Genomic DNA, 21,717 nt, shown 5'->3' with positions numbered 1-21,717 from the left:
AGCCCTGTGCCGAGGACCAGGTGCCCCGGTGGGTCTTCCCCGACCCACCGGGGCACCGGCTCGTCCGGGCCAAGAACACAGCACCGGCATGTCCGGGCCAAGAACACAGCACCGGCCCGTCCGGTACGGCGCGTTCCGGGCTGGGCTAGGCCCTGCCGACGAGGGCGACGGCGAACTGGTCGGCCAGGGTGTCCAGTTCGCCGACCATGGCCGCGACACAGCCCGCGAGGTAGCGCTCGCGGTCGACGAGACCGAAGTCGACGCGCCACCCGGCGAACAGCGCCAACTGCCGGAAAAAGGCTCTTTGGGTCCGCCCATTGCCTTCGCGGAAAGGGTGGACGACGTTGACTTCGGCGAAGAAGTAGGTGAACCGCTCGAGGAACTCGGGTCGGGCGAGTCCGCCGAGAATCCGCTCGGCGCGCAACTTCGCGAACAAGTCGTCCAACGCCGGTTCCACGTGCCGCCAGTGCGCGAAAGGGGAACCGCCGCGGGTCAGGTCGACCCGTCTCGGTTCACCGGCCCACGCGTAGACGTCGCCGAAGAGGTGGCGGTGGAATGCTCGGAGGTGGTCGGCGTCCCAGGCACCCGGCAGCGGGAACCGCTTGAGTTCGTCGTCGCGCAAGAACGCCAGGTCGCGCTCGGCCTCGGCGAGCACCACGGCGTCGGTGATGTCGTGGATGTTGCGCAGGACCCCGGTGGTGGGGTCGACGTACGGGTCGGTCACGTGCGCGGCCCACACGGGCGCGGCGGGGATAACACCCGGGGAACTTCCTTGTGCTTCAGGCGGTGAGCAGTTCGCGCAATCGGCGCTGGACAGCCTCATCGGTGCTGATGGCGCCGCTGGCGACCGCTTCGGAGGCCGCCAGCGCGCTGGCGGAGACCTCCAGGCCCTCCAGGTGCGCGTTGGCCCTGGCCTCGGCGGTGGCCGTGTCCGGGTCGGTGATCATCCGGCCGAAGAAGCGGGCCATCACGGTCTCGGACAACCGGGCGCTGCTGGGGGCCGTGTCCGGGAGGTCGCCGCGGGCGGTGCGCCAGGGCTCTTCCTCGTGCGTCATGGCGCTGAGTTGGTGGCGGTCGAAACAGCCGTAGCGGTCGACCACGGTGTCGACCAGGTCGGCGTCGGAGGCGGTGAGCCGGTGCCCGTCGCCGTCCGGCCAGGCGGTGACCTCGCGCGACCCCTCGTGGCAGCGGTAGACGTCGGGCACCACCGGGCCCGCGGTCCACGCCTCGATCCGGTTGGGGAACAGCGGCTCGCCGGTGAGGCCGAGGTGCCAGCCCTGGGTGTAGTACAGGAGCTTCTGCAGCTTCATCGGCGACTCCGGACCGGTGCGGTCCAGGATCGCCGCCACCACGTCGTGCACGGACGCCACGCCCACGCTCCCTCGCCCCTCGCGGTTACCCCCCAATGATACGGCCTTTCCCCGGCGGATGGGTCCTGCTGTGGGCAACCGCCCGCCTGGGCGGCGGCTTTGTCCTAACCTGGGTCGGCAGTGGAGGGGAGCCGTTCGCGGGTGGCGCACGTCCGAGTGGTCGGCGGACGGAGAGGGGACAGGCATGGGTGGGGAGTCGGACGCGGGCGAGCGGGTGGTGACCTCGGGGTACCGGGGCGAGGAGGACGCGTTCCACGCCTACACCGCCGGGGTCCGACCGCTGGCCGAGCAGCTGCGGGAGTCAGCGGACCGGGGGTTGGCCGGTCCAGGCGGGTTCCCCGAGCACGCGTTCTCCAAGATCGGCAGCGAGGTCGGCCTGGCCGAGGCGCTGCGGGTGGCCACCCAGCGCCAGCTCGACGGCGCGCACGGGCTGGCCGACAGCCTCGGCGGCACCGCTGACGCCGTCCGCGCGACGTGGACGAACCTGGAGGCCACCGAGCACGACTCCGGCACGGCGCTGCGCCGGGCGGCGGGTGAGCCCGCGTGACCAGCTACGTCCGCGACCTGCTGGACCCGATGGTCCAGCCCGCAGCGACCGCCCAGCGCCACCTGGCCACCGACGACGACGCCATCGACCGCCTCGGCCAGGCGCACGGGGCCATGAGCAGCACGTTCGCCACCGTCGACCACGACGCCACCCGCTACGCGAGCTCGCTGCGCGAGGGGTGGACCGGCCAGGGCTCGGCCCGCCACCAGCAGGACGTGGTCGCGCAGCAGGCCGCGGGCGCCGACCTGAGCCAGTACGGCGCCGACGTGCAGCGCGCGGTGCGGGACGCCTCGGAAATCCTGAAGGTCGGCCAGCGGGTCAACCAGGCCCAGATCGACGAGTTCAACCGGGTCGCGGCCGGGCTGCTGCAAGCGGCGGCCGCGTTGCGCCGGGCCGGGGACCCTGCCGGTGCGCAGCAGAAGCTGACCGAGCTCGCGCAGTACGCGTCCAGGCTGACCGGCGACACGTCGACGAACCTGGACACCGTGATGACCCAGCTCTCCGGGGTCGTCACCACGCTGACCGGCGGCGGGGGCACGACCTCGGCCGCGAGCGCGCCTGCCACCGCTCCACCCCCGCCCGCCGCGTACAACCAGCAGCACAGCGGTGGTGGTGGCGGAGGCGGTGGAGGCGGCGGTTTCGCCGGTGGTGGCGGAGGCGGCGGGGGTGGCCGGGTCACCAAGCGGCGGCTGCCGGTCGCGATCCCGCCGCAGCCGGGCTCCGGGGTGGCGGTCAACCTGCCGGACGGCAGCACGGTGATGGCCCCGAACGAGACAGCGGCCCGTGCCGTGCGCGCGGCCCTCGGGCAGCTCGGCGTGCCTTATGTATGGGGCGGCACCTCGCCGGGCGTCGGCCTCGATTGCAGCGGGCTCACCCAGTACGCCTACGGCGAGGGCGGGCTCGACATCCCGCGCACCTCCCGCGAGCAGGACATCGGCGCCGAGGTGCCGTCGGCCGACCAGCTGCTGCCCGGCGACCTGGTGTGCTGGGAGGGCCACGTCGCGATGTACATCGGCGAGGGCCAGATCGTCGAGGCGGGCGACCCGGTGCAGGTGGGTCCGCTGCGCACGACCAACTCGGGGATGCCGTTCGTCGGCTTCTACCGCCCGACCGGCTGACGCGGGCCATGGACATCGATATCGACTACGAGCTCGACGCCGTCGCGCGCCGGGTCGAGCAGACCGACCAGCAGGCCGCCGCGCACCTGGACCGGGTCGGCCCGGTCACCGGCCAGGCCGCCAACGGCGCCGTCAGCGTCGAGGTCCGCCCCGGCGGGCAGCTCAGCGCCGTCCACCTCACCCCGGCCGCGCTCTCGGGCGGTGCCGAGGCACTGGCCGCGCAGATCATGGCGCTGGCCGCCCAGGCCACCAGGCGCGCCGGTGCCGCCATGCACCAGGCCCTCGCCCCGGTCCTGGGTCCGGACGGTGAGCGCCACCTCGCGTCCCTGGGCTACGAGCCCCTCGACAACGACTCGCCCGACATCGAGGACACCGTCTACGAGAGCCCGCTCGGGCCTCCCCCCAGGAGGCCCCGCCGATGACCGACCGCGTCCCAGTCGAGCGCACTACACGTCAGCTCATCGAGGACGGCCGAGCGCGACAAGAAGCCCTGGCCAACGTCGACACCATCCTCGCTTCGGTACAGGGCACGGCGTATGACAACTACGGCAGCGTCCGGGTCACCGTGGACGGTCGCGGGAAGCTGGTCGAGCTCTGGCTGCGGCAGGACGCGGTGCGGTGGGGGCCGGAGCAGTTGGGCAGCCTCATCGTCGCGGTCGCGGACGCGGCGCTCGCCCAGGCGACCCAGGCGGGCTACAACAAGCTCGGCCCGATCCTGGGGGACTCCATGACCCAGGCCATCGAGATGCTCTCCGGCCGAGCCGCGCCCGCGCGCACCGGCAGCGGGCCCGGGATCACCGCCGAGGAGTTCCAGCGCAGACGCGATGAGCGGATGCACGCGCAGTGGGATCGCTCCCCGGCCGGTGGACCGTCCACCGGGGACGGCGGCGGTCCGGCTGGACAGGACGCGCCCGGCGCGGGAACCATTGGCGGGCAAGCACATCCGGCAGCCGGGGCGGCTCCGGCGGGTGGGACGGCCAGCGCGGCCGCCCGGGCGGGTGACGGGCGCGGCGGGGACGCGGCGGACGACGGGTTCGACCCGGACGACCCGCTCTCGTTCGACCTGTCCTCCCTACGTTCCGACCGGTGATCCGCACCCCGTAGGCTTCCGACGCGCCGCGCGGGTGCGCGCGCACCGTACGCCGATGGCTGCGCGACCAGGAGGACCTCCAATGGCCCAGGACATCGTCCCGATCGAGCTGGGGTTGCCGCAGGGTGACGTCGTCACGCTGTGGGCACCGCGGTGGCGGGAAGACGGTGAGGAGTGGGAGGCGTTCCTCGGCCACGAGGACGACCTCTACGCCTTCCCCGACGCCGCGCACCTCGCGGCGTTCGTGCGCACCACCAGCGAGCACGACCTGTCCGACCACCCGGCCTGGCACCTGGTGCCCGCGCTGGCGGTGGCCGAGCTGATGCCGTCCGAGGACCACCAGTACGACCTGGTCGGCGTCCCGGAGCTGGTGGCCGAGGAGCCGGACACCTGGACCGTCGGCGAGCTCGCCGACATCGTCGCCATCGTGCGCGCGCTCGCCGACGTGTGCGAGCTCGACGAGGTGCACGAGGTGCTCAACTCCGCCGACGGGTTCGCCGTGCTCGAGCAGGGCACCTTCCCGTTCACCGGGCGCGACGGCGAGCGGCTGTGGACCGACATGGCCGAGACCATCTCCGAGCGCTGGGACGAGGTGCTCGACGCGCTGGACTCGGTGGTGACCGTCCCGGACGTGGACGAGGCCGCGCTGGAGAAGAGCGCCGAGGAGCTGGTGGCCTTCCACGCCGACGCCGCTGAGGCCGCCGCGGCCGAGGAGGACGACATCGAGCCGGTCGACGCCGAGGACGGCGACGCCGAGCAGGAGGCCCCGGTCGGCTTCTGGGGCGAGGTGGGCATCGACCCCATCAAGATCATCACCGGCGGCGCCGAGTACTACACGCTGCGCTGCTACCTCGACGACGAGCCGGTGTTCCTCGGCAGCGAGGGCCGGATCCTGACCTCGACCTCGGCGCGCGGCCTGGCCAAGCTGCTGGCCACCGCCGACCTGGCCGAGAACGACCTGGCCGAGGTGTCCACCTGGAACGACGTCGCCGTCAAGGCGACCGACGGCAGCCTGGACGTCGAGGTCGAGACCGACAACACCTACGTGCTGGAGGGCCTGGGCGACGATCTCGCCGAGGGCATCGACGCGGTCGACCCGGTGCAGCTCGACCTGGCCGTCGAGCTGCTCACCGACGCCGCGGACTGGGCTGGCGACGAGTCGGTCGCCGAGGCGCTCAACCAGTCCGAGTCGCTGGGCTGGCTGGTCAGCTTCATCCTCGCCCCCGACCCGACCCGGCTGCCGCCGAGCCCGCCGTTCACCGAGGACGCGGCCAAGTGGAACAAGCTGGTGCAGGACCTGCAGGACCGGATCAGCACCGAGAGCTGACCGCGAACACCGCGAAGGGGGCCACCTCGGTGGCCCCCTTCGCCGCGTCCGCGTGCGCTCAGAAGCCGAGCAGCTTGGCGTACCCGGGCTTGATGGTGTTGTCGATGATGTCGAGGCGCTGCTCGAAGTCGATGAACGCGGACTTCATCGCGTTGATGGTGAACCAGCGCAGGTCGACCCAGTCGTAGCCGAACGCCTCGACCAGCGCCGCCATCTCGCTGCTGACCGTGCAGCCGCTCATCAACCGGTTGTCGGTGTTGACCGTCACCCGGAAGCGCAGCGCGGTCAGCAGCCCGATCGGGTGCTCGGCGATCGAGGTCGCCGCACCGGTCTGCAGGTTCGACGTCGGGCACAGCTCCAGCGGGATGCGCCGGTCGCGCACGTAGGCGGCCAGCGGGCCGAGCACCGGGCCGTCCGGGGTGAGCGTGATGTCGTCGACGATGCGCACGCCGTGGCCGAGCCGCTCGGCGCCGCAGTGCTGGATGGCCTCCCAGATCGACGGCAGCCCGAACGCCTCGCCCGCGTGGATGGTGAAGTGCGCGTTCTGCTGGCGCAGGAACTCGAAGGCATCGAGGTTGCGGGTGGGCGGGAAGCCCGCCTCCGGTCCGGCGATGTCGAAGCCGACCACGCCCTCGGCGCGGTGCCGGACCGCGAGGTCGGCGATCTCCAGCGAGCGGGCGTTCTGCCGCATCGCGCACAGCAGCGTGCCGATCCGGATCACCCGGCCCGCCGCGGCGGCGCGCCGCTCGCCCTCCCGGAAGCCCGCCTGCACGGCGCCCACGATGGTGTCGAGGTCGAGCCCGCGCTCGGTGAACAGCTCGGGCGCGTACCGCACCTCGGCGTAGACGACTCCATCCGCAGCAAGGTCCTCGGCGCATTCGGCTGCCACCCGAACGAGTGCTTCTTGATCCTGCATGACACCGCAGGTGTGCGCGAAGGTCTCCAGGTACCGGACCAGCGAGCCGGAGTCGGCGGCGTCGCGGAACCACCGGCCGAGCGCTTCCGGGTCGGTCGTGGGCAGCGCGTCGTAGCCCGCCGCCGCCGCCAACTCGACCACGGTGGCGGGGCGCAGGCCACCGTCGAGGTGGTCGTGCAGCAGGACTTTCGGGGCGTCGCGGATGGTGTCGGCGGTCAGCGGCACCGGCTGGGGGGTGGCCATGCCGATCACGGTACCCATGCCCCCGCCTCCACCCGATCGGGTAGCGGGGTGGTCACGTAAGGTGGGTCTGGTCGTCCGCGTACCGCTGGATGGACGTCGACCGATCGGGCTAATCCGACGTGTCGGGACCGACTTACGAGCCACGGGTGGTGTATGGACGCGTTCTGGGACTGGCTAGGCTCCCCTGCGTCCGCCCCGACTCCCAGCACTGGCCCATCTCCCAGTCCCGTCCCCTCTCCCCTCCCCAGGACGAAGGTCACCTCCGTGAACGAAAACAACCCCACGGTGTCGTTCGACCGGATGCGCAACATGCTCACCCGCGCGGCCGAGATCCGTGAGAGCGAACAGCAGCAGATCTTCGACGCCCTGGACGAGATCCACGCCAGGCTCGCGCCGCTGGAGTCCATCGGGTCGGTGCGCAAGCGGCTCTCCGAGATGCCCGACCGCACCGAGGTCAGCGTGCTGGCCGAGCGGCTGGACGAGGCGATGGGCAAGCTCGACGCCCAGGACGCGGCGATCGCCTCGATCGGGCGCGCGGTGGAGAGCATCGTGGACAAGCTGGCGACGCCGTTCGCGCAGCTCGACGGGCGCCTGGACGGGGTGGCAGGCCGGTTCGAGGGGGTCGCCGGCCGGATGGACGGGTTGGAGGACAAGCTCTCCAGCATCCACCGGCGCATCGACGAGCTCGACAGCCACCTGGACAAGCAGGACTACCGGCTCGAGCAGGTGCCGAGCTCGGTGCACGGCCCGGTGCGGGAGCGCATCGAGATCCTGGAGACCGCGCTGCGCGGCCGCATCGACGAGGTCGACGAGGGCGTGCACGAGCACCTCGACGGCACCAAGGACGCGCTGGCGCGGGTCGTCGGTGAGCAGTCCGACGCGGTGCGCGCCGCGGTGACCGAGTCCGGCACGCAGGTGCGCGGCGCGGTGACCGAGTCGACCGCCACCGTGCGCGGCCTGGTGACCGAGTCCACCACCTCGGTGCGCACCGCGGTGGGCGAGTCGACGGCGGCGGTGCGCGAGTCCGCGGACTCCCTGCACGGCGCCGTCGCCGAGTTGCGCGGCGCGGTGGGCGACTCCACGAACGCGCTGCACGGCCAGGTCACCGAGACCTCGGACTCCTTGCACGCCAAGCACGACGCCGCCGCGACCGCCCTGGCGGAGCTGCGCGGCGCGGTCGGCGAGTCCGGTGACGCCGTGCGCGGCCGCCTGGACGAGGCCACCGACGCGCTGCAGGAGGCGCTGCGCGAGACCAAGGAGACCGTCGACGCGAGCGACCGGCTGGAGTCCCTGGCGCAGCGGTTGGAGAAGGTCACCGCGCGGCTCGACGAGATGGCCACCCGCCTCGACACCGTCGAGGACGGCTTCACCGCCCGCCTCGGCGAGCTGGGCACCGCGGTCGAGCGCGGCCTGAGCAAGGTCGAGGGCACCCTGTCGCACCGCCCCGACGCGGACTCGGTGGAAACCCTGGTCAAGCGCGGCAACGACGAGTCGGTCCGCCGCATCGGCGGCCACCTGGACGAGGCCATGGCCACCTTCGCCGAACTCATGCTCGGCGGCGGCCAGCCCACCCCGCCCCCGCCCACCACCCTCCCCCGCCAGGGCACCCGCCGCCGCACCAACGCCAAGGGCCCCCAGCCCACCGACAAGCGCGACGACACTTCCGAAGACAACGACATCGCCGCAGGCGCCTAATTTCTCCGCCGGATGGGGCCGCCCTCGGTTGAGGGTGGCCCCATCTGCTTTCCAGCCCCTGCCTGCTTTCCAGTCCCGCCCGCCTTCAGTCCCGCCTGCCTTTCAGCCCCGCATGCTCGATGGGGCGGACTTGTTTTGCGCGGGGTGGCGGCGTCCGTAAGCTCGCCGCGCGTGGGGAGGGCGCTTTCAGGCCCCGCCTTTGTGCTCTTCCCAGGACGCCGCAGGGGCCCCGCGCAAAACAAGTTCGCCCCATCGAGGGCCCCGCCCCCGCACAAAGCCAGTCCACGTCGAGCCCACCCGGTCAGGCTGCCGCTGCTTCCTTCTCCGTCACCGGGATGTGCCGCAGGGCGCGATAAGCGAAGACGGCCAGCAATGCTGCGACCGCAGCAGTAACGGTCGCGGTCACGGTTAACCCGTGGGTGAAGGCCTCCCGCGCCACCGCAACCAGAGCGGAATCCCCAGTAGCCGTAGCCTCCCCCAGCGTCGAAGGACCAGCCGGAAGATCCGCGTGGTAGATCGCCGCGCCGATGGTGCCGAGGATCGCCATGCCCAGTGCGCCACCGAGTTCACTCGCGGTCTCGGACACAGCAGAGGCGGCTCCCGCGTGCTCCGCAGGGGCGGCGGTGAGCATCAGGTCGGAGGTCAGCGACGTGGTCATCAGCACACCCGCGCCGACGCCGCCCGCGCCCAGCAGCACGAGCCACAGCGGGGACGACGGGGTGAGCTGGGTCAGCACGGCGAAGGCGGACGCGAGGACCACCAGCCCGGTGGCGACCAGCGCGGCGACCCGGACCCGGTTGGCGAGGATCCCGGTGACGGTCATCGCGACGATGATCAGCGGCATCGCGGCCAGCGACCAGAGCGCGGCGGTGAACGGGCGCATCCCGAGCACCAGCTGCAGGTACTGGGTGGTGAAGAAGGTCGACCCGATGAAGCAGAACATCGCCACCACGTTGACCACCACGGCCCCGCTGAACGCCCGCACCCGGAACAGCGCCACGTCCACCAGCGGTGAGCGGCCGGTGCGCTGCCCCTGCACGAACACCGCGCCCAGCAGCAGGCCGACCACGACGGCGGCGACCGGCACCGGGGCCAGGCCGTCCACCGCGAGCTTCTTGATGCCGTAGATCACCGCGAGCACGGCGGCCAGCGACAGCAGCGCGCCGCGCAGGTCGAACCGGCCAGCGGCGGGGTTGCGGTACTCGGGCAGCAGGAACGGGCCGATCACCAGCAGCAGCACCATGGCGGGCACGTTGATCAGGAACGCCGAGCCCCACCAGAAGTGGTCGAGCAGGAAGCCGCCGACGATCGGGCCGACGGTGGCGCCGAGGGTCAGGCCGCCGGTCCACAGCGCGATGGCGGTCTTGCGCTGCGCCGGGTCGTGGAACATGGCGCGGATCAGCGACAGCGTGGAGGGCATCAGGGTGGCCCCGGCGACGCCGAGCAGGCCGCGGGTGAGGATCAGCACCTCCGGCGACCAGGAGTACGCCGCGAGCACCGACGCGGCCCCGAACGCGGTGGCGCCGACCAGCAGCAGCCTGCGCCGCCCGATCCGGTCGCCGAGCGCGCCCATGGTGATCAGCAGCCCGGCCAGCGCGAACCCGTAGACATCCATGATCCACAGCTGCTCGGTGCCGCTGGGCTGCAGGTCGGCGCTGATGAACGGCAGTGCGAAGAACAGCACGCTCACGTCCATCGACACCAGCAGGCAGGGCAGGACCAGCACGGCCAACCCGATCCACTCGCCGCGCCCGGCACGTCCCTCGACCATGGCCAACCCCTCACTGTTTATCTCGTACGCACTTTCGTTTATGTTATACGCAGAGGTAGGGTGGGACGTCAAGCCGATCCAGGGAACGAGGACATGACCGATACCGGACTCCCGGCCAGCATCGAGGCGGCGTGGGGCGCGCAGCGCCCGACCCGCGGCCCCAAGCGCGCGTTGAGCCTCGACCGGATCGTCGCCGCGGCGGTGGCGGTCGCCGACGCCGACGGGCTCGACGCGCTCTCGATGAGCCGCGTCGCGGGCGAACTCGGCACCAGCGCGATGTCGCTGTACCGCTACGTCTCGGCCAAGGACGAACTCCTGACCCTGATGACCGACGCCATCTTCATCGACGCCGCCGCGGTCACCTCGTCGGACTGGCGCCCCGCCCTCACCGAACTCGCCTGGGGCTGCCTACGCGCCTACCGCGCCCACCCCTGGGCCGTCCGCATCCCCATCAGCGGCCCCCCGGTGACCCCGCACCAACTCCGCTGGCTGGAGACCGGCCTGGCCGTCCTCTCGCCGACCCCCCTGACCGCCGCCGAGAAGATGAGCACCCTCCTGCTGATCAGCGGCATGGCCCGCAACGACGCCACCCTCGCCAACGACCTGGGCGCGCAGGACAACCTCATGCCCACCTACGCCCAAACGCTAGGCAGAATCCTTCCCCCCCAAGACTTCCCACACCTCCTGGCCATCCTCACCACCCCCGTCATGACCCAGGACGACCACCCCGACGTCGAATTCGCCTGGGCCCTCGCCCGCATCCTCGACGGCCTCGCCGCGTTGATCACAACCAAGTCCGAGTAGCCCGTGGACGCCCGATCGCCTGCATGCCAAGGCCACCCGCGACGCCATCGCGTACTGGCATGAGAGGTCAGGGGCGGATGGTGTCGACGACCAGGGGGCGGGGGGCGGGGGCGGTGGTGCCGATGGTGAAGGAGCCCTCTAGAGACGCCAACGCGGCGGGGAGGGCTTCGGGGGTGTTGGTGTGGAGTTCGAGGATGGGGTCGCCCGCGCGGACGGGGTCGCCGGGTTTGGTGTGGCAGAGGATTCCGGCGGCGGGCTGGACGGGGTCTTCTTTGCGGGCTCGGCCCGCGCCCAGGCGCCAGGCGGCTACGCCTATGGCGTAGGCGTCCAGTGTGGACAGGGTGCCGTCGGTTTCGGCTACCACGGTGTGGACGTGGGTGGGGCGGGGTAGCGGGGCCGTGGGGTCGCCGCCCTGGGCGGTGATCATGCGGGACCAGACCTCGTAGGCCTGGCCGGAGGCGAGGACAGCCGCTGGGTCCACATGGGACAGACCAGCCATGGCGAGCATCTCGCGGGCCAGGGCCAGGGTCAGCTCGACGACATCGGAAGGGCCGCCGCCTTGGAGGACCTCGATGGACTCCGCGACCTCGACGGCGTTGCCGACCGCGCGGCCCAGCGGCACCGACATGTCGGTCAGCAGGGCCGAGGTGCGCACCCCGTGGGCGTGGCCGATGGACACCAGCGCGTCGGCGAGGCGGCGGGCGTCGGTGAGGGTCTTCATGAACGCGCCGGAGCCGAACTTCACGTCCAGCACCAGCGCCGACGCGCCTTCCGCGAGCTTCTTGCTCATGATCGAGCTGGCGATCAGCGGGATCGACTCGACCGTGGCCGTCACGTCGCGCAGCGCGTAGAGCTTCCGATCCGCGGGCGCCAGCCCCGTGGTCGCCGCGCAGATGACCGCGCCGACCTCGCTCAGCTGCCGCTGGATCTCGTCGACGGACAGCTGCGCGCGCCACCCGGGGATGGCCTCCAGTTTGTCCAGGGTGCCGCCGGTGTGCCCGAGCCCCCGCCCGGACAGCTGCGGGACGGCCGCACCGCACGCGGCGACCAGCGGCGCCAGCGGCAGCGTGATCTTGTCGCCGACCCCGCCGGTCGAGTGCTTGTCCACGGTCGGCCGGTCGACTTCCAGCGACAGCACCTCACCGGAGTCGACCATCGCCGAGGTCCAGCGCGCGGTCTCGGCCGCGTCCATCCCGTTGAGGTACACCGCCATCGCCAGCGCGGACATCTGCTCGTCGGCGACCACGCCCCGGGTGTAGGCGTCGACGACCCAGTCGATCTGGTCGTCGGTGAGCCGGTGCCCGTCCCGCTTCGCGCGGATGACGTCGATGGCGGTGAACATCAGGCCCCTTTCGCGGGCAGGTCGTGCGGACCGAACGCGTGCGGCAGGACGACGGTCATCGGCTGCGGACCGTCAGGTGTGTCGACCAGGCAGTCAGGGCCACCGAGCTCGTATATGACCTGACGACAGCGGCCACAGGGCATCAACAGCTCACCCGTGCCGCTACGACAAGCGAGCGCGACAAGCCGACCGCCGCCAGTCAGCCTCAACTGGCCAGCCAGGGTGCACTCAGCGCACAACGCCAGGCCGTAAGAGGCGTTCTCGACGTTGCACCCGGTGATGATCCGACCATCGTCGACCAGAGCTGCCGCGCCAACCTGAAGCCCCGAATAGGGGCAGTAAGCCAGCGCAGCCGCCGATACCGCTGACGCACGCAGTGAGTCCCAGTCGATCGTCATACCGCGTGCCCCTTCCGGTAGGGCTCACCGACGAACTTGGGCGGTCGCAAGCGCTGCGAGGCCAACCCGAGCACCAGCAGCGTCACCACGTACGGGGCCGCGCCGATCAACTCCGGCGGCACCTGGTCGCTGGTGAAGTACCACCACCCGAACAGCACGCCGATCACGGCCGCGACCCCGGACAGCACGTTGTGGCCCGACCGGTACTGCAGCACCGCGACGACCACCAGCGCGATCCCGAGCAGCAGCAAGAGCGCGTGCACGGCGTTAGAGCCGCGCAACGCCATCGCGTCGGTGTACCCGAACAGCCCGGCGCCGGTGGCCAGCCCGCCCGGCCGCCAGTTGCCGAAGATCATGGCCGCGAGGCCGATGAACCCGCGCCCACCGGTCTGCCCGTCCCGGAACTGCCCGGAGCTCACCGCGAGGAACGCCCCACCGAGCCCGGCGAACGCACCCGAGGCGGTCACCGCGAGGTACTTGTACTTGTAGACGTTCACGCCCAGCGACTCGGCGGCCGAAGGCGACTCGCCGCAGGACCGCAGCCGCAGCCCGAACGGCGTCCGCCACAGCACCCACCCGGTGGCGACGATCAACACTACGGCGAGCAGCGTGAGCAGCGAGATCTCCGTCGTAAGACCGCGCAGCACGCCCGCGAGGTCCGACACGAAGAACCACCTCTTGCCCTCGATAGTCCCCATCAGGTCCGAGAAGCCAGGCAGCGTCACCTTCGCCGCGTCTTCAATGCGCGGCGACTGCTTCTGACCGCCACCTGGCGCGTCAGCGAAGTACAGCTTCGACAGGAACAACGCGGCCCCTGGGGCCAAGAGGTTGATGGCGACACCGGAGATGATGTGGTCCACGCCGAAGGTGACAGTCGCGACCGCATGCAGCAGACCGCCGACGATTCCCAAGAACAGGCCGAACACCACGCCCGCCCACGGCCCCCACTGGTAGCCCGCGTAACCGGCGCCGAACGTGCCTAGAACCATCATGCCTTCGAGGCCGATGTTGACCACGCCCGCGCGTTCGGCCCAGAGGCCCGCGAGAGCGGCCATAGCGAGAGGTACCGCTGCCGTCAGCGCAGCTTGCACGGTCCCAGAGGACGTCAGGTCCGTCGCGCCGCTCAGGGCCCGCACGGCCGACAGCACAAGCAGGGCGCCCACCGCGACGAGCAGGTAGACCATGGGCGACAACCGCTTGCCGCGCCGCGTGGGGGTCGTCTCCAGCCCCACGGACAGTCCGCCGACGGTCATGCGGACACCTCCTCAAGCGTCTTGGTGCGACCGAGCGCCTTGCCCACGGCCTGTTGCTCAGCGCGGACCCGGTAGCGGCGAACCAGTTCGTACGCGACCACGACCGACAGCACGATCACGCCCTGCATGATCAGCACGATCTCGCGCGGCACCCCGGAGATGTCCAGCGCGTTGGCGGCGTTGTCCAGGAAGCCCCACAGCAGCGCGGCGACCATCATGCCCACCGGGTGGTTGCGCCCCAGCAGCGCGACAGCGATACCGACGAACCCCAGCCCAGGCGGGAAGTCCAGCGAGTACGTGTAAGAGGAGCCGAGCAACTGCGGCATGCCTACGAGCCCGGCGACCGCCCCCGACAGCAGCATGGAGATGACGACCATCTTCTTCACGCTGACACCGCTGGCCACCGCCGCGGACTCCGATAGCCCTGTCGCCTTCAGTTCGAACCCGAACTTCGTGCGCGACAACACGAACCAGTACACAAACCCGACGACCGCGGCCAGCACGACCAGCCCGAACACCTTGGTCGACGACCCCGACACCTCGATGCCCGGCACCTGGCCGCCCTCGGTGATCTTCGCGGTGCCGATGTTGTTGCTGCCCGGCGTGGTCTCGGCCAACCGGGCCGGGTTGAGCAGGTAGGACACCAGGTAGGTGGCGATGGCGTTGAGCATGATCGTCGAGATCACCTCGGACACGCCCCTGGTGACCTTGAGCAGCGCGGCGAGCCCGGCCCAGCCCGCGCCGACCAGCATCGCCACGCCGATGGTCAGCGCGATCCGCAGGAACGAGGGCAGGTTGTCCATGAACGCGGCACCGGCGAGCGCGGCGGAGAGCATCGCGGCGAGCCGGTACTGCCCGTCGACGCCGATGTTGAACAGCTTCATCCGGAACCCGATCGCGACGGCGACCGCGGCCAGGTAGTAGACGGTGGCGCTGTTGAGCGAGTTGACCAGGGTCCGCGGCCGCTGCGCCGCGGTGGCCATCGCGTCCACGGTGTCGATCGGCGAGTTCCCGGTGGCGGCCAGGATGATCCCGCAGACCAGGGCGGCGAACACCAGCGCGCCCAGCGGGGCGGCGAGCCCGAGCAGGACGGAGCGGGCGGTGAGGTTGCGCATCAGTCTTCCCTCCCCGCGCCGGTCATCGCGGAGCCGAGCTGCTCCGGGGTCACCGTCGCCGGGTCGTGGTCGGCGACGAACCTGCCGCGCAGGATCACCGACAGGGTGTCGGACATGCCGATCAGCTCGTCGAGGTCGGCGGAGATGAGCAGGACCGCGAGCTGCTCGGCGCGGGCGCGGCGGATGTGCTCCCAGATGGCGGCCTGCGCGCCGACGTCCACGCCGCGGGTGGGGTGCGAGGCGATCAGCAGCACCGGGGAGCCGCTCATCTCCCGGCCCACGATGAGCTTCTGCTGGTTGCCGCCGGAGAGCGCGGAGGCGTTGACGTCGATGCCGGGGGTGCGGACGTCGTACTCGTCGACGATGCGCTCGGTGTCGCGCTTGGCGCCCTTGCGGTCGAGCAGCGGCCCGCGCACGTTGGGGGCGCTGGTCTGGTGCCCGAGGATCCGGTTCTCCCACAGGGGCGCCTCCAGCAGCAGACCCTGGCGGTGGCGGTCCTCGGGGATGTAGCCGATACCGGCTTCACGGCGGTGACGGGTCGTCGCGCGCGTGATGTCCCGACCGGACAAGACGATCCTGCCGGTGTTGCACGACCTGATGCCCATAAGAGCCTCGACCAGCTCAGCCTGCCCGTTGCCCTCAACGCCCGCGATGCCAAGGACTTCACCGGCGTGGATCGTGAAGGACACGTTGTCGAGCACGGTACGGCCATCGGCGCCGACGACGGTAAGACCGCTGACAGTCAAGACAGCGTCATCGGTCACTGTGGACTCGCGCAGCTCCGGGACCGGGAGTGCGCTACCGACCATCAACTCGGCCAGCTTGCGCGCCGTGACCCCCTCGGGCGAGACGCTCGCGACCGTCGTCCCGCGCCGGATGACCGTGATGTCGTCGGCGACCGAGAGCACCTCGTCCAGCTTGTGCGAGATGAACAGGATGGTCAGGCCCTCGGCCTTGAGGTCGCGCAGGTTGCCGAACAGCTCGTCGACCTCCTGCGGCACCAGCACCGCGGTCGGCTCGTCCAGGATCAGCGTGCGGGCGCCCCGGTAGAGCACCTTGAGGATCTCCACCCGCTGCCGCTCGCCGACGCCGAGGTCGTCGACCAGCCGGTCGGGGTCGACGCCGAGGCCGTAGGCGGCGGAGATCTCGGCGATGCGGGCCCGCGCGGTGCCGAAGTCGAGCGCGACGCCCTTGCGCGGCTCGCTGCCCAGCACCACGTTCTCCAGGACGGTGAGGTTGTCCGCGAGCATGAAGTGCTGGTGCACCATGCCGATCCCGGCGCGGATGGCGTCGGCGGGCGAGGAGAAGCTCACCGGCGCGCCGTTGACGGCGATGGTTCCCTCGTCCGGCTGCTGCATGCCGTAGAGGATCTTCATCAGGGTGGACTTGCCCGCGCCGTTCTCCCCCACGATGGCGTGCACGGTGCCCGCCCGGACGGTGATGTTGACGTCGGAGTTGGCGACGACGCCGGGGAACCGCTTGGTGATCGCGGACAGCTGGACGGCTGGGGCGGGCGCACCGCCCGCTGGTGGCTCCGTTGACACGGCCGAATCCTTGTCGCTGTGGGGACGGGCTGGATAGCGCGACGGACCCGGGGCCGCTGGTGGGCGGGACCCGGGTCCGTCGGCGAGTGGGGCCCGCTTACTTGGTCGACGGGACCTTGATCTCGCCCGAGGTGATCTTGGCCTTGTACTCGTCGATCTTGGACTTGATGTCGTCGATCTTGCCGCCGCTGGTGGCGTAGTCGATGCCACCGGCCTTGAGGTCGTAGACCTTCTCGCCCTTGGCGAACTTGCCGTCCTTGACCGAGGTGATGAAGTCGTACACCGCGACGTCCACCTCCTTGATCATCGAGGTGATGATGACGTCCTTGACGTCGGCGAGCGCGGGCAGGTTGTACTGGTCGGAGTCGACGCCGATGCCGAACTTGCCGTTGGCCTTGGCGGTCTTGAACACGCCGTTGCCCGAGCCGCCCGCCGCCGCGTAGACGATGTCGGCGCCCGCGTCGAACATGCCCTTGGCCGCGGTCTCGCCCTTGGCCGGGTCGTTGAAGCCGGTGAAGTCCGGCGGCTGGGTCAGGTACTTGACCTGCACGGTCGCGTCGGCCTTGGCGGCCTTGACGCCCGCGGTGAAGCCGACCTCGAACTTCTGGATCAGCGGGACGTTGACCCCGCCGATGAACCCGACGTTGCCGGTCTTGCTCTTGAGCGCGGCGGCCACCCCGACCAGGAAGGAGCCCTCCTGCTCGGCGAAGGTCAGGTTCGCGACGTTGTCGGCCGAGGGGCCCGCGCTGTCGATGATGGCGAACTTGACCTCGGGGAAGTCCTTGGCGGTCTTCTCGACCGCGGTCTCGTAGGCGAAGCCGACCGCGATGATGGTGGTGTAGCCGCCCTCGGCGAGCTGGCGCAGCCGGTCTTCCTTCTGGGCGTCGGTCTCGCCAGCCGCCGCCTCCAGCTCCTTGACGTCGATGCCGAACTCGGACTTGGCCTTGTCCAGGCCGCGCGCCGCCGAGTCGTTGAACGACTGGTCGCCCCGGCCGCCGATGTCGTAGGCCAACCCGATCTTGAGCTTCGCGGCGGCCTGGCTGGTGCCGCCGCCCGTGGTGGTCCCACCGGAGCCGCTGTCGTTCTTGGAGCCGCAGGCCGCCAGGGTGAGCCCCAGCGCCATCAGGCCAGCCGCGAGACGAAGTCCCCGCATTCGGCGCAAGGCTTTCTCCTTCCGGATCTCCACGCGTCCTCGCCAGACGCTGTCGTTCCGCAGGACCGTACTCCCCGGTACAGACCTTTCCCCGGCACGACGCAGGGTGTGACCCAATTGTTGGTTGACACCACCCGGGGTGGCCACTCGGCGACCCGACCGGGTGGCGGGGCGGCTGGTCAGCGACCCCCCGCCGCCTGACCGGCGCCGTTGTCGGTCCTCAGTGGACGGATAGGGGTCGCCGGTAGGGGGCGGCGGCGGTGGAACAGGGGTGGGCCGGAATCGATTCAGCACCACTCGGTCCGCAACCGGGCGGCGCTCGCCACGCTGCGTCACCGGATCCGCCGAGCGGCCCGGGCGCAGTGGCCCCACCAGCGGGGGACGGGGCTCGGGTGCGTGTCTCGTCCGTCACAGAGGGGATCGGCGGGTTGGGTGCGCTCCGCTCGTCGGGTCTAGCATCCGTTGGGTCAAGGCCCGTTTCGTGTGGAGTCCCCACACGCCGCGGCACACCACCAGCAAGTCCATCAGCGATGTTGGAGGCCTGCTACCGATGTCCGACTCGGCCATCGCCACCGAGCAGGTGTCGCCGCGCGGGTCCCGGCGCACCGGGACGCTCTACCGAGGCGACCCGGGCATGTGGTCCTGGGTTGCGCACCGGATCACCGGGGTGCTCACCTTCTTCTTCCTCTTCGCCCACGTGCTGGACACGGCGCTGGTGCGGGTCTCGCCGAACGCCTACGACGAGATCATCGAGACCTACAAGACCCCGGTGGTCAACCTCCTCGAGGTCGGCCTGGTCGGCGCGGTGCTCTACCACGCGCTCAACGGCCTGCGGGTGCTGCTGGTGGACTTCTGGAAGCACGGCCCCCGGCTGCAGAAGCCGATGCTGTGGACGATCCTGGGCATCTGGGTCGTGGTGATGGCCCCCGGCGCCTACTTCATGATGGAGCGCACCGTGCGCGAGATGTTCGGGGGCAACTGACATGGCGCTCGCCCTGGACAAGCCGCGCGCACCGCGCCGCCCCGCCGCCCGCCGCGGCAACTTCGAGCTGGTCAGCTGGGTCTTCATGCGGGTGTCCGGCCTGGCGCTGATCGTGCTGGTGCTCGGCCACCTGCTGATCATGAACATCCTCGACGGCGGCGTGCACCGCATCAACTTCGCCTTCGTCGCCGGGCGCTGGTCGAGCCCCTTCTGGCAGGTGTGGGACCTGCTGATGCTGTGGCTGGCCGAGATCCACGGCGGCAACGGGTTGCGCACGGTCATCAACGACTACGCGCGCAAGGACAGCACCCGGTTCTGGCTGAAGATCATGCTCTACGTGTCGATGGTGCTGATCCTGTTCCTCGGGACCTACGTGATCTTCACCTTCGACGCCACGATCCCGACCACGCACTGAGTGCGCGCCCACCACACCCGAGTCGGAAGAAGCGGTTGACCCATGCAGTTCCACAAGTACGACGTGGTGATCGTCGGGGCAGGTGGCGCGGGCATGCGCGCGGCCCTGGCGGCGGCCACCGAGGCCGGGCACGCGCCGCGCACCGCGGTGCTGACGAAGCTGTACCCGACCCGGTCGCACACCGGCGCGGCGCAGGGCGGCATGTGCGCCGCGCTGGCCAACGTCGAGGAGGACAACTGGGAGTGGCACACCTTCGACACGATCAAGGGCGGTGACTACCTGGTCGACCAGGACGCCGCCGAGGTCATGGCGAAGGAGGCCATCGACGCCGTCCTCGACCTGGAGAAGATGGGCCTGCCGTTCAACCGGACGCCCGAGGGCCGCATCGACCAGCGCCGCTTCGGCGGGCACACCCGCAACCACGGCGAGGCCGCCGTGCGCAGGGCCTGCTACGCCGCGGACCGCACCGGGCACATGATCCTGCAGACCCTGTACCAGAACTGCGTCAAGCACGGCATCGAGTTCTTCAACGAGTTCTACGTGCTCGACATCTGCATCACCGAGACCGAGACCGGTCCGGTCTGCACCGGCGCGGTGGCCTACGAGCTGGCCACCGGCGAGATCCACGTGTTCCAGGCCAAGGCCATCGTGTTCGCGACCGGCGGCTTCGGCAAGGTCTTCAAGACGACGTCCAACGCGCACACCCTCACCGGTGACGGCATGGGCATCATCTTCCGCAAGGGCCTGCCGCTGGAGGACATGGAGTTCTACCAGTTCCACCCGACCGGCCTGGCCGGGCTGGGCATCCTGCTCACCGAGGGTGCCCGCGGCGAGGGCGCGATCCTGCGCAACGCCTCCGGCGAGCGGTTCATGGAGCGCTACGCCCCCACCATCAAGGACCTCGCGCCGCGCGACATCGTCGCCCGCTCGATGGCCCTGGAGGTGCTGGAGGGCCGCGGCGCGGGGCCGAACAAGGACTACGTGCTGCTCGACTGCACCCACCTGGGCGCCGAGGTCCTGGAGACCAAGCTGCCCGACATCACCGAGTTCGCCCGGACCTACCTCGCGGTGGACCCGGTGAAGGAACCGGTGCCGGTGTACCCGACCGCGCACTACGCGATGGGCGGCATCCCCACGAACATCCACGGCGAAGTGCTGCGGGACAACGACAACGTGATCCCCGGCCTCTACGCCGCCGGTGAGTGCGCGTGTGTGTCCGTGCACGGTGCGAACCGGCTCGGTACGAACTCGCTGCTCGACATCAACGTGTTCGGTCGCCGCGCGGGGCTCGCCGCCGCCGCTTACGCCGCCAACCACGACCTGGTCGACCTGCCGGAGAACCCGACCACGGTCGTCGAGAACCAGGTGTCGTTGCTGCTGTCGGACCACGGCCGCGAACGCGTCGCCGACATCCGCACGGAGCTCCAGGCCACGATGGATGCCAACGCCTCGGTGTACCGGACCGAGGAGACGCTCAAGCAGGCGCTGCACGACGTGCAGGCGCTCAAGGACCGTTACGCCCACATCTCCGTGCAGGACAAGGGCAAGCGGTTCAACACCGACCTGCTTGAGGCTGTCGAGCTCGGGTTCCTCCTCGAACTGGCCGAGGTCCTGGTCGTAGGCGCGTTGGAGCGCAAGGAGTCCCGCGGCGGCCACGCGCGCGAGGACTACCCCAACCGCGACGACACGAACTACATGCGGCACAGCATGTTCTACAAGCAGGGCGACAGTCTCAAGAGCGAGATCCGGCTGGACTACAAGCCCGTGACCTTCACCAGGTACAAGCCCATGGAGCGGAAGTACTGATGACTGCGGCCACTGTGGACCGGGAGACCTCTGGAGCACGGGGAGATCAGCCGCCGGTGCCCGACGGTGCGATCACAATCACCGTGAAGATCATGCGGTTCAACCCGGAGGTCGACTCCGAGCCGCGCTGGGAGTCCTTCGGGGTGCCCGCGCTGCCCACCGACCGCGTGCTGAACCTGCTGCACTACGTCAAGTGGTACCTCGACGGCACGCTCACCTTCCGCCGCTCCTGCGCGCACGGCATCTGCGGCTCGGACGCCATGCAGATCAACGGCGTGAACCGGCTGGCGTGCAAGGTGCTGGTCAAGGACCTGATGTCCGGCGGCGGCAAGCACACCACGATCACCGTGGCGCCGATCAAGGGCCTGCCGGTGCACAAGGACCTGCTGGTCGACATGGAGCCCTTCATGGAGGCGTTCCGCGCGGTCAAGCCGTTCCTCATCACCTACGGCAACGAGCCGACCCGGGAGCGGATCCAGTCCGCCGCCGACCGCGAGCGCTTCGACGACACCACCAAGTGCATCCTGTGCGCCTGCTGCACCACGTCGTGCCCGGTGTTCTGGAACGAGGGCAGCTACTTCGGCCCCGCCGCCATCGTCAACGCCCACCGCTTCATCTTCGACTCCCGCGACGAGGGCTCCCAGGAGCGCCTCGACATCCTCAACGACGCCGAGGGCGTGTGGCGCTGCCGCACCACCTTCAACTGCACCGATGCCTGCCCGCGCGGCATCCAGGTGACCAAGGCGATCCAAGAGGTCAAGCGCGCGCTTCTCTTCCGCCGCTGAGTGCTTGTCGCTAGAGGCCGCGTCCCTCGGGGCGCGGCCTCTT

The 21,717-nt window shown here is 70.5% G+C and carries 21 protein-coding genes; 11 read left to right on the top strand and 10 right to left on the bottom strand.

Features of this window, described 5'->3' with window-relative positions; all coding sequences use genetic code 11:
* Window positions 1-145: 145 nt before the first annotated feature.
* Entirely contained in the window at window positions 146-724 is a 579-nt protein-coding gene (locus BMY07_RS13080; protein WP_092778353.1) for a Fic/DOC family protein, read from the bottom strand.
* 55 nt (window positions 725-779) lie between these two features.
* A complete protein-coding gene (locus BMY07_RS13075) occupies window positions 780-1,370 on the bottom strand; it encodes a Panacea domain-containing protein (protein WP_092777958.1) in 591 nt (196 codons plus the stop codon).
* Window positions 1,371-1,554: 184 nt separating this feature from the next.
* Between BMY07_RS13075 and BMY07_RS13070 the strand changes: the two genes are divergently transcribed.
* From BMY07_RS13070 to BMY07_RS13050, 5 genes are all read left to right on the top strand, one after another.
* On the top strand, window positions 1,555-1,917 hold the full coding sequence (locus BMY07_RS13070; protein WP_092777956.1) for a hypothetical protein: 363 nt from the start codon (window positions 1,555-1,557) through the stop codon (window positions 1,915-1,917).
* The gene (locus BMY07_RS13065; protein ID WP_245782352.1) at window positions 1,914-3,035 is read left to right on the top strand and encodes a C40 family peptidase; all 1,122 of its coding nucleotides are present in this window, start codon (window positions 1,914-1,916) and stop codon (window positions 3,033-3,035) included. Before BMY07_RS13070 ends, BMY07_RS13065 begins: the two co-directional genes overlap by 4 nt.
* An 8-nt stretch (window positions 3,036-3,043) precedes the next feature.
* Window positions 3,044-3,457, top strand: a complete 414-nt coding sequence (locus BMY07_RS13060) for a YbaB/EbfC family nucleoid-associated protein (RefSeq protein WP_092777954.1) — start codon at window positions 3,044-3,046, stop codon at window positions 3,455-3,457.
* Window positions 3,454-4,125, top strand: a complete 672-nt coding sequence (locus BMY07_RS13055) for a YbaB/EbfC family nucleoid-associated protein (RefSeq protein ID WP_092777952.1) — start codon at window positions 3,454-3,456, stop codon at window positions 4,123-4,125. Before BMY07_RS13060 ends, BMY07_RS13055 begins: the two co-directional genes overlap by 4 nt.
* A gap of 82 nt (window positions 4,126-4,207) precedes the next feature.
* Window positions 4,208-5,452 carry a primosomal protein gene (locus tag BMY07_RS13050; protein ID WP_092777950.1) on the top strand — a complete coding sequence of 415 codons (1,245 nt, stop codon included), beginning with the start codon at window positions 4,208-4,210 and terminating at the stop codon, window positions 5,450-5,452.
* Window positions 5,453-5,510: 58 nt separating this feature from the next.
* Here BMY07_RS13050 and BMY07_RS13045 read toward each other — a convergent pair whose 3' ends face one another.
* Complete coding sequence (locus BMY07_RS13045) at window positions 5,511-6,611, bottom strand: adenosine deaminase (RefSeq protein WP_092778349.1); 1,101 nt, start codon at window positions 6,609-6,611, stop codon at window positions 5,511-5,513.
* Window positions 6,612-6,875: 264 nt separating this feature from the next.
* Here BMY07_RS13045 and BMY07_RS13040 point away from each other — a divergent pair, with 264 nt between their 5' ends.
* Window positions 6,876-8,306 (top strand): coiled-coil domain-containing protein, encoded by a 1,431-nt coding sequence (locus BMY07_RS13040; RefSeq protein ID WP_092777948.1) that lies wholly within the window; start codon window positions 6,876-6,878, stop codon window positions 8,304-8,306.
* Window positions 8,307-8,607: 301 nt separating this feature from the next.
* Here the strand turns inward: BMY07_RS13040 and BMY07_RS13035 are convergent, their stop codons facing one another.
* Window positions 8,608-10,077: an MFS transporter gene (locus BMY07_RS13035; protein WP_092777946.1), complete on the bottom strand. Its 1,470-nt coding sequence runs from the start codon at window positions 10,075-10,077 to the stop codon at window positions 8,608-8,610.
* Between the two features lie 93 nt (window positions 10,078-10,170).
* Between BMY07_RS13035 and BMY07_RS13030 the strand changes: the two genes are divergently transcribed.
* Complete coding sequence (locus tag BMY07_RS13030) at window positions 10,171-10,881, top strand: TetR/AcrR family transcriptional regulator (protein WP_092777944.1); 711 nt, start codon at window positions 10,171-10,173, stop codon at window positions 10,879-10,881.
* Between the two features lie 67 nt (window positions 10,882-10,948).
* On the opposite strand, the gene BMY07_RS13025 is transcribed toward BMY07_RS13030, so the two are convergent.
* The 6 genes from BMY07_RS13025 to BMY07_RS13000 all read right to left on the bottom strand — a co-directional run bounded on the left by BMY07_RS13025 (window position 10,949) and on the right by BMY07_RS13000 (window position 17,686).
* Complete coding sequence (locus BMY07_RS13025) at window positions 10,949-12,223, bottom strand: thymidine phosphorylase (protein ID WP_092777942.1); 1,275 nt, start codon at window positions 12,221-12,223, stop codon at window positions 10,949-10,951.
* Entirely contained in the window at window positions 12,223-12,621 is a 399-nt protein-coding gene (locus BMY07_RS13020) for a cytidine deaminase (RefSeq protein ID WP_092777940.1), read from the bottom strand. The genes BMY07_RS13025 and BMY07_RS13020 overlap by 1 nt, the downstream gene beginning before the upstream one ends.
* Window positions 12,618-13,874: an ABC transporter permease gene (locus BMY07_RS13015; RefSeq protein WP_092777938.1), complete on the bottom strand. Its 1,257-nt coding sequence runs from the start codon at window positions 13,872-13,874 to the stop codon at window positions 12,618-12,620. Before BMY07_RS13015 ends, BMY07_RS13020 begins: the two co-directional genes overlap by 4 nt.
* Window positions 13,871-14,989, bottom strand: a complete 1,119-nt coding sequence (locus tag BMY07_RS13010; RefSeq protein WP_092777936.1) for an ABC transporter permease — start codon at window positions 14,987-14,989, stop codon at window positions 13,871-13,873. Before BMY07_RS13010 ends, BMY07_RS13015 begins: the two co-directional genes overlap by 4 nt.
* Window positions 14,989-16,533, bottom strand: coding sequence for an ABC transporter ATP-binding protein (locus tag BMY07_RS13005; protein ID WP_092777934.1), 1,545 nt, complete (start codon window positions 16,531-16,533; stop codon window positions 14,989-14,991). Before BMY07_RS13005 ends, BMY07_RS13010 begins: the two co-directional genes overlap by 1 nt.
* A gap of 97 nt (window positions 16,534-16,630) precedes the next feature.
* Complete coding sequence (locus BMY07_RS13000) at window positions 16,631-17,686, bottom strand: BMP family lipoprotein (protein ID WP_177215571.1); 1,056 nt, start codon at window positions 17,684-17,686, stop codon at window positions 16,631-16,633.
* 550 nt (window positions 17,687-18,236) lie between these two features.
* On the opposite strand from BMY07_RS13000, the gene sdhC reads away from it, so the two are divergent.
* Genes sdhC through BMY07_RS12980 form a run of 4 tightly spaced genes read left to right on the top strand, consistent with a single transcriptional unit; the run spans window position 18,237 to window position 21,674 of the window.
* Window positions 18,237-18,668 carry a succinate dehydrogenase, cytochrome b556 subunit gene (sdhC, locus tag BMY07_RS12995; protein ID WP_092777932.1) on the top strand — a complete coding sequence of 144 codons (432 nt, stop codon included), beginning with the start codon at window positions 18,237-18,239 and terminating at the stop codon, window positions 18,666-18,668.
* A gap of 1 nt (window position 18,669) precedes the next feature.
* Window positions 18,670-19,083, top strand: coding sequence for a succinate dehydrogenase hydrophobic membrane anchor subunit (locus BMY07_RS12990; RefSeq protein ID WP_092777930.1), 414 nt, complete (start codon window positions 18,670-18,672; stop codon window positions 19,081-19,083).
* Between the two features lie 42 nt (window positions 19,084-19,125).
* Complete coding sequence (gene sdhA, locus BMY07_RS12985) at window positions 19,126-20,889, top strand: succinate dehydrogenase flavoprotein subunit (protein ID WP_092777928.1); 1,764 nt, start codon at window positions 19,126-19,128, stop codon at window positions 20,887-20,889.
* A complete protein-coding gene (locus BMY07_RS12980; protein ID WP_092777926.1) occupies window positions 20,889-21,674 on the top strand; it encodes a succinate dehydrogenase iron-sulfur subunit in 786 nt (261 codons plus the stop codon). The genes sdhA and BMY07_RS12980 overlap by 1 nt, the downstream gene beginning before the upstream one ends.
* The last annotated feature ends 43 nt before the right edge of the window (window positions 21,675-21,717 follow it).

It is taken from the genome of Actinokineospora terrae, assembly GCF_900111175.1.
GTDB classification, from domain to species: Bacteria; Actinomycetota; Actinomycetes; order Mycobacteriales; family Pseudonocardiaceae; genus Actinokineospora; species Actinokineospora terrae.
The sequence above is the reverse complement of the archived record's forward strand: the minus strand, read 5'-3'. Positions and strand labels throughout refer to the sequence as shown.

What these genes read in the sequence shown, in the direction of transcription:
- BMY07_RS13020 (WP_092777940.1), bottom strand. Translation starts at nt 12,621, where the DNA reads ATGACGATCGACTGGGACTCACTGCGTGCGTCAGCGGTATCGGCGGCT.
- BMY07_RS13000 (WP_177215571.1), bottom strand. Translation starts at nt 17,686, where the DNA reads ATGCGGGGACTTCGTCTCGCGGCTGGCCTGATGGCGCTGGGGCTCACC.
- BMY07_RS13050 (WP_092777950.1), top strand. Translation starts at nt 4,208, where the DNA reads ATGGCCCAGGACATCGTCCCGATCGAGCTGGGGTTGCCGCAGGGTGAC.
- BMY07_RS13025 (WP_092777942.1), bottom strand. Translation starts at nt 12,223, where the DNA reads ATGTTCACCGCCATCGACGTCATCCGCGCGAAGCGGGACGGGCACCGG.
- BMY07_RS12990 (WP_092777930.1), top strand. Translation starts at nt 18,670, where the DNA reads ATGGCGCTCGCCCTGGACAAGCCGCGCGCACCGCGCCGCCCCGCCGCC.
- BMY07_RS13070 (WP_092777956.1), top strand. Translation starts at nt 1,555, where the DNA reads ATGGGTGGGGAGTCGGACGCGGGCGAGCGGGTGGTGACCTCGGGGTAC.
- BMY07_RS13010 (WP_092777936.1), bottom strand. Translation starts at nt 14,989, where the DNA reads ATGCGCAACCTCACCGCCCGCTCCGTCCTGCTCGGGCTCGCCGCCCCG.
- BMY07_RS13045 (WP_092778349.1), bottom strand. Translation starts at nt 6,611, where the DNA reads ATGGCCACCCCCCAGCCGGTGCCGCTGACCGCCGACACCATCCGCGAC.
- sdhA (WP_092777928.1), top strand. Translation starts at nt 19,126, where the DNA reads ATGCAGTTCCACAAGTACGACGTGGTGATCGTCGGGGCAGGTGGCGCG.
- BMY07_RS12980 (WP_092777926.1), top strand. Translation starts at nt 20,889, where the DNA reads ATGACTGCGGCCACTGTGGACCGGGAGACCTCTGGAGCACGGGGAGAT.
- BMY07_RS13055 (WP_092777952.1), top strand. Translation starts at nt 3,454, where the DNA reads ATGACCGACCGCGTCCCAGTCGAGCGCACTACACGTCAGCTCATCGAG.
- BMY07_RS13030 (WP_092777944.1), top strand. Translation starts at nt 10,171, where the DNA reads ATGACCGATACCGGACTCCCGGCCAGCATCGAGGCGGCGTGGGGCGCG.
- BMY07_RS13015 (WP_092777938.1), bottom strand. Translation starts at nt 13,874, where the DNA reads ATGACCGTCGGCGGACTGTCCGTGGGGCTGGAGACGACCCCCACGCGG.
- sdhC (WP_092777932.1), top strand. Translation starts at nt 18,237, where the DNA reads ATGTCCGACTCGGCCATCGCCACCGAGCAGGTGTCGCCGCGCGGGTCC.
- BMY07_RS13060 (WP_092777954.1), top strand. Translation starts at nt 3,044, where the DNA reads ATGGACATCGATATCGACTACGAGCTCGACGCCGTCGCGCGCCGGGTC.
- BMY07_RS13035 (WP_092777946.1), bottom strand. Translation starts at nt 10,077, where the DNA reads ATGGTCGAGGGACGTGCCGGGCGCGGCGAGTGGATCGGGTTGGCCGTG.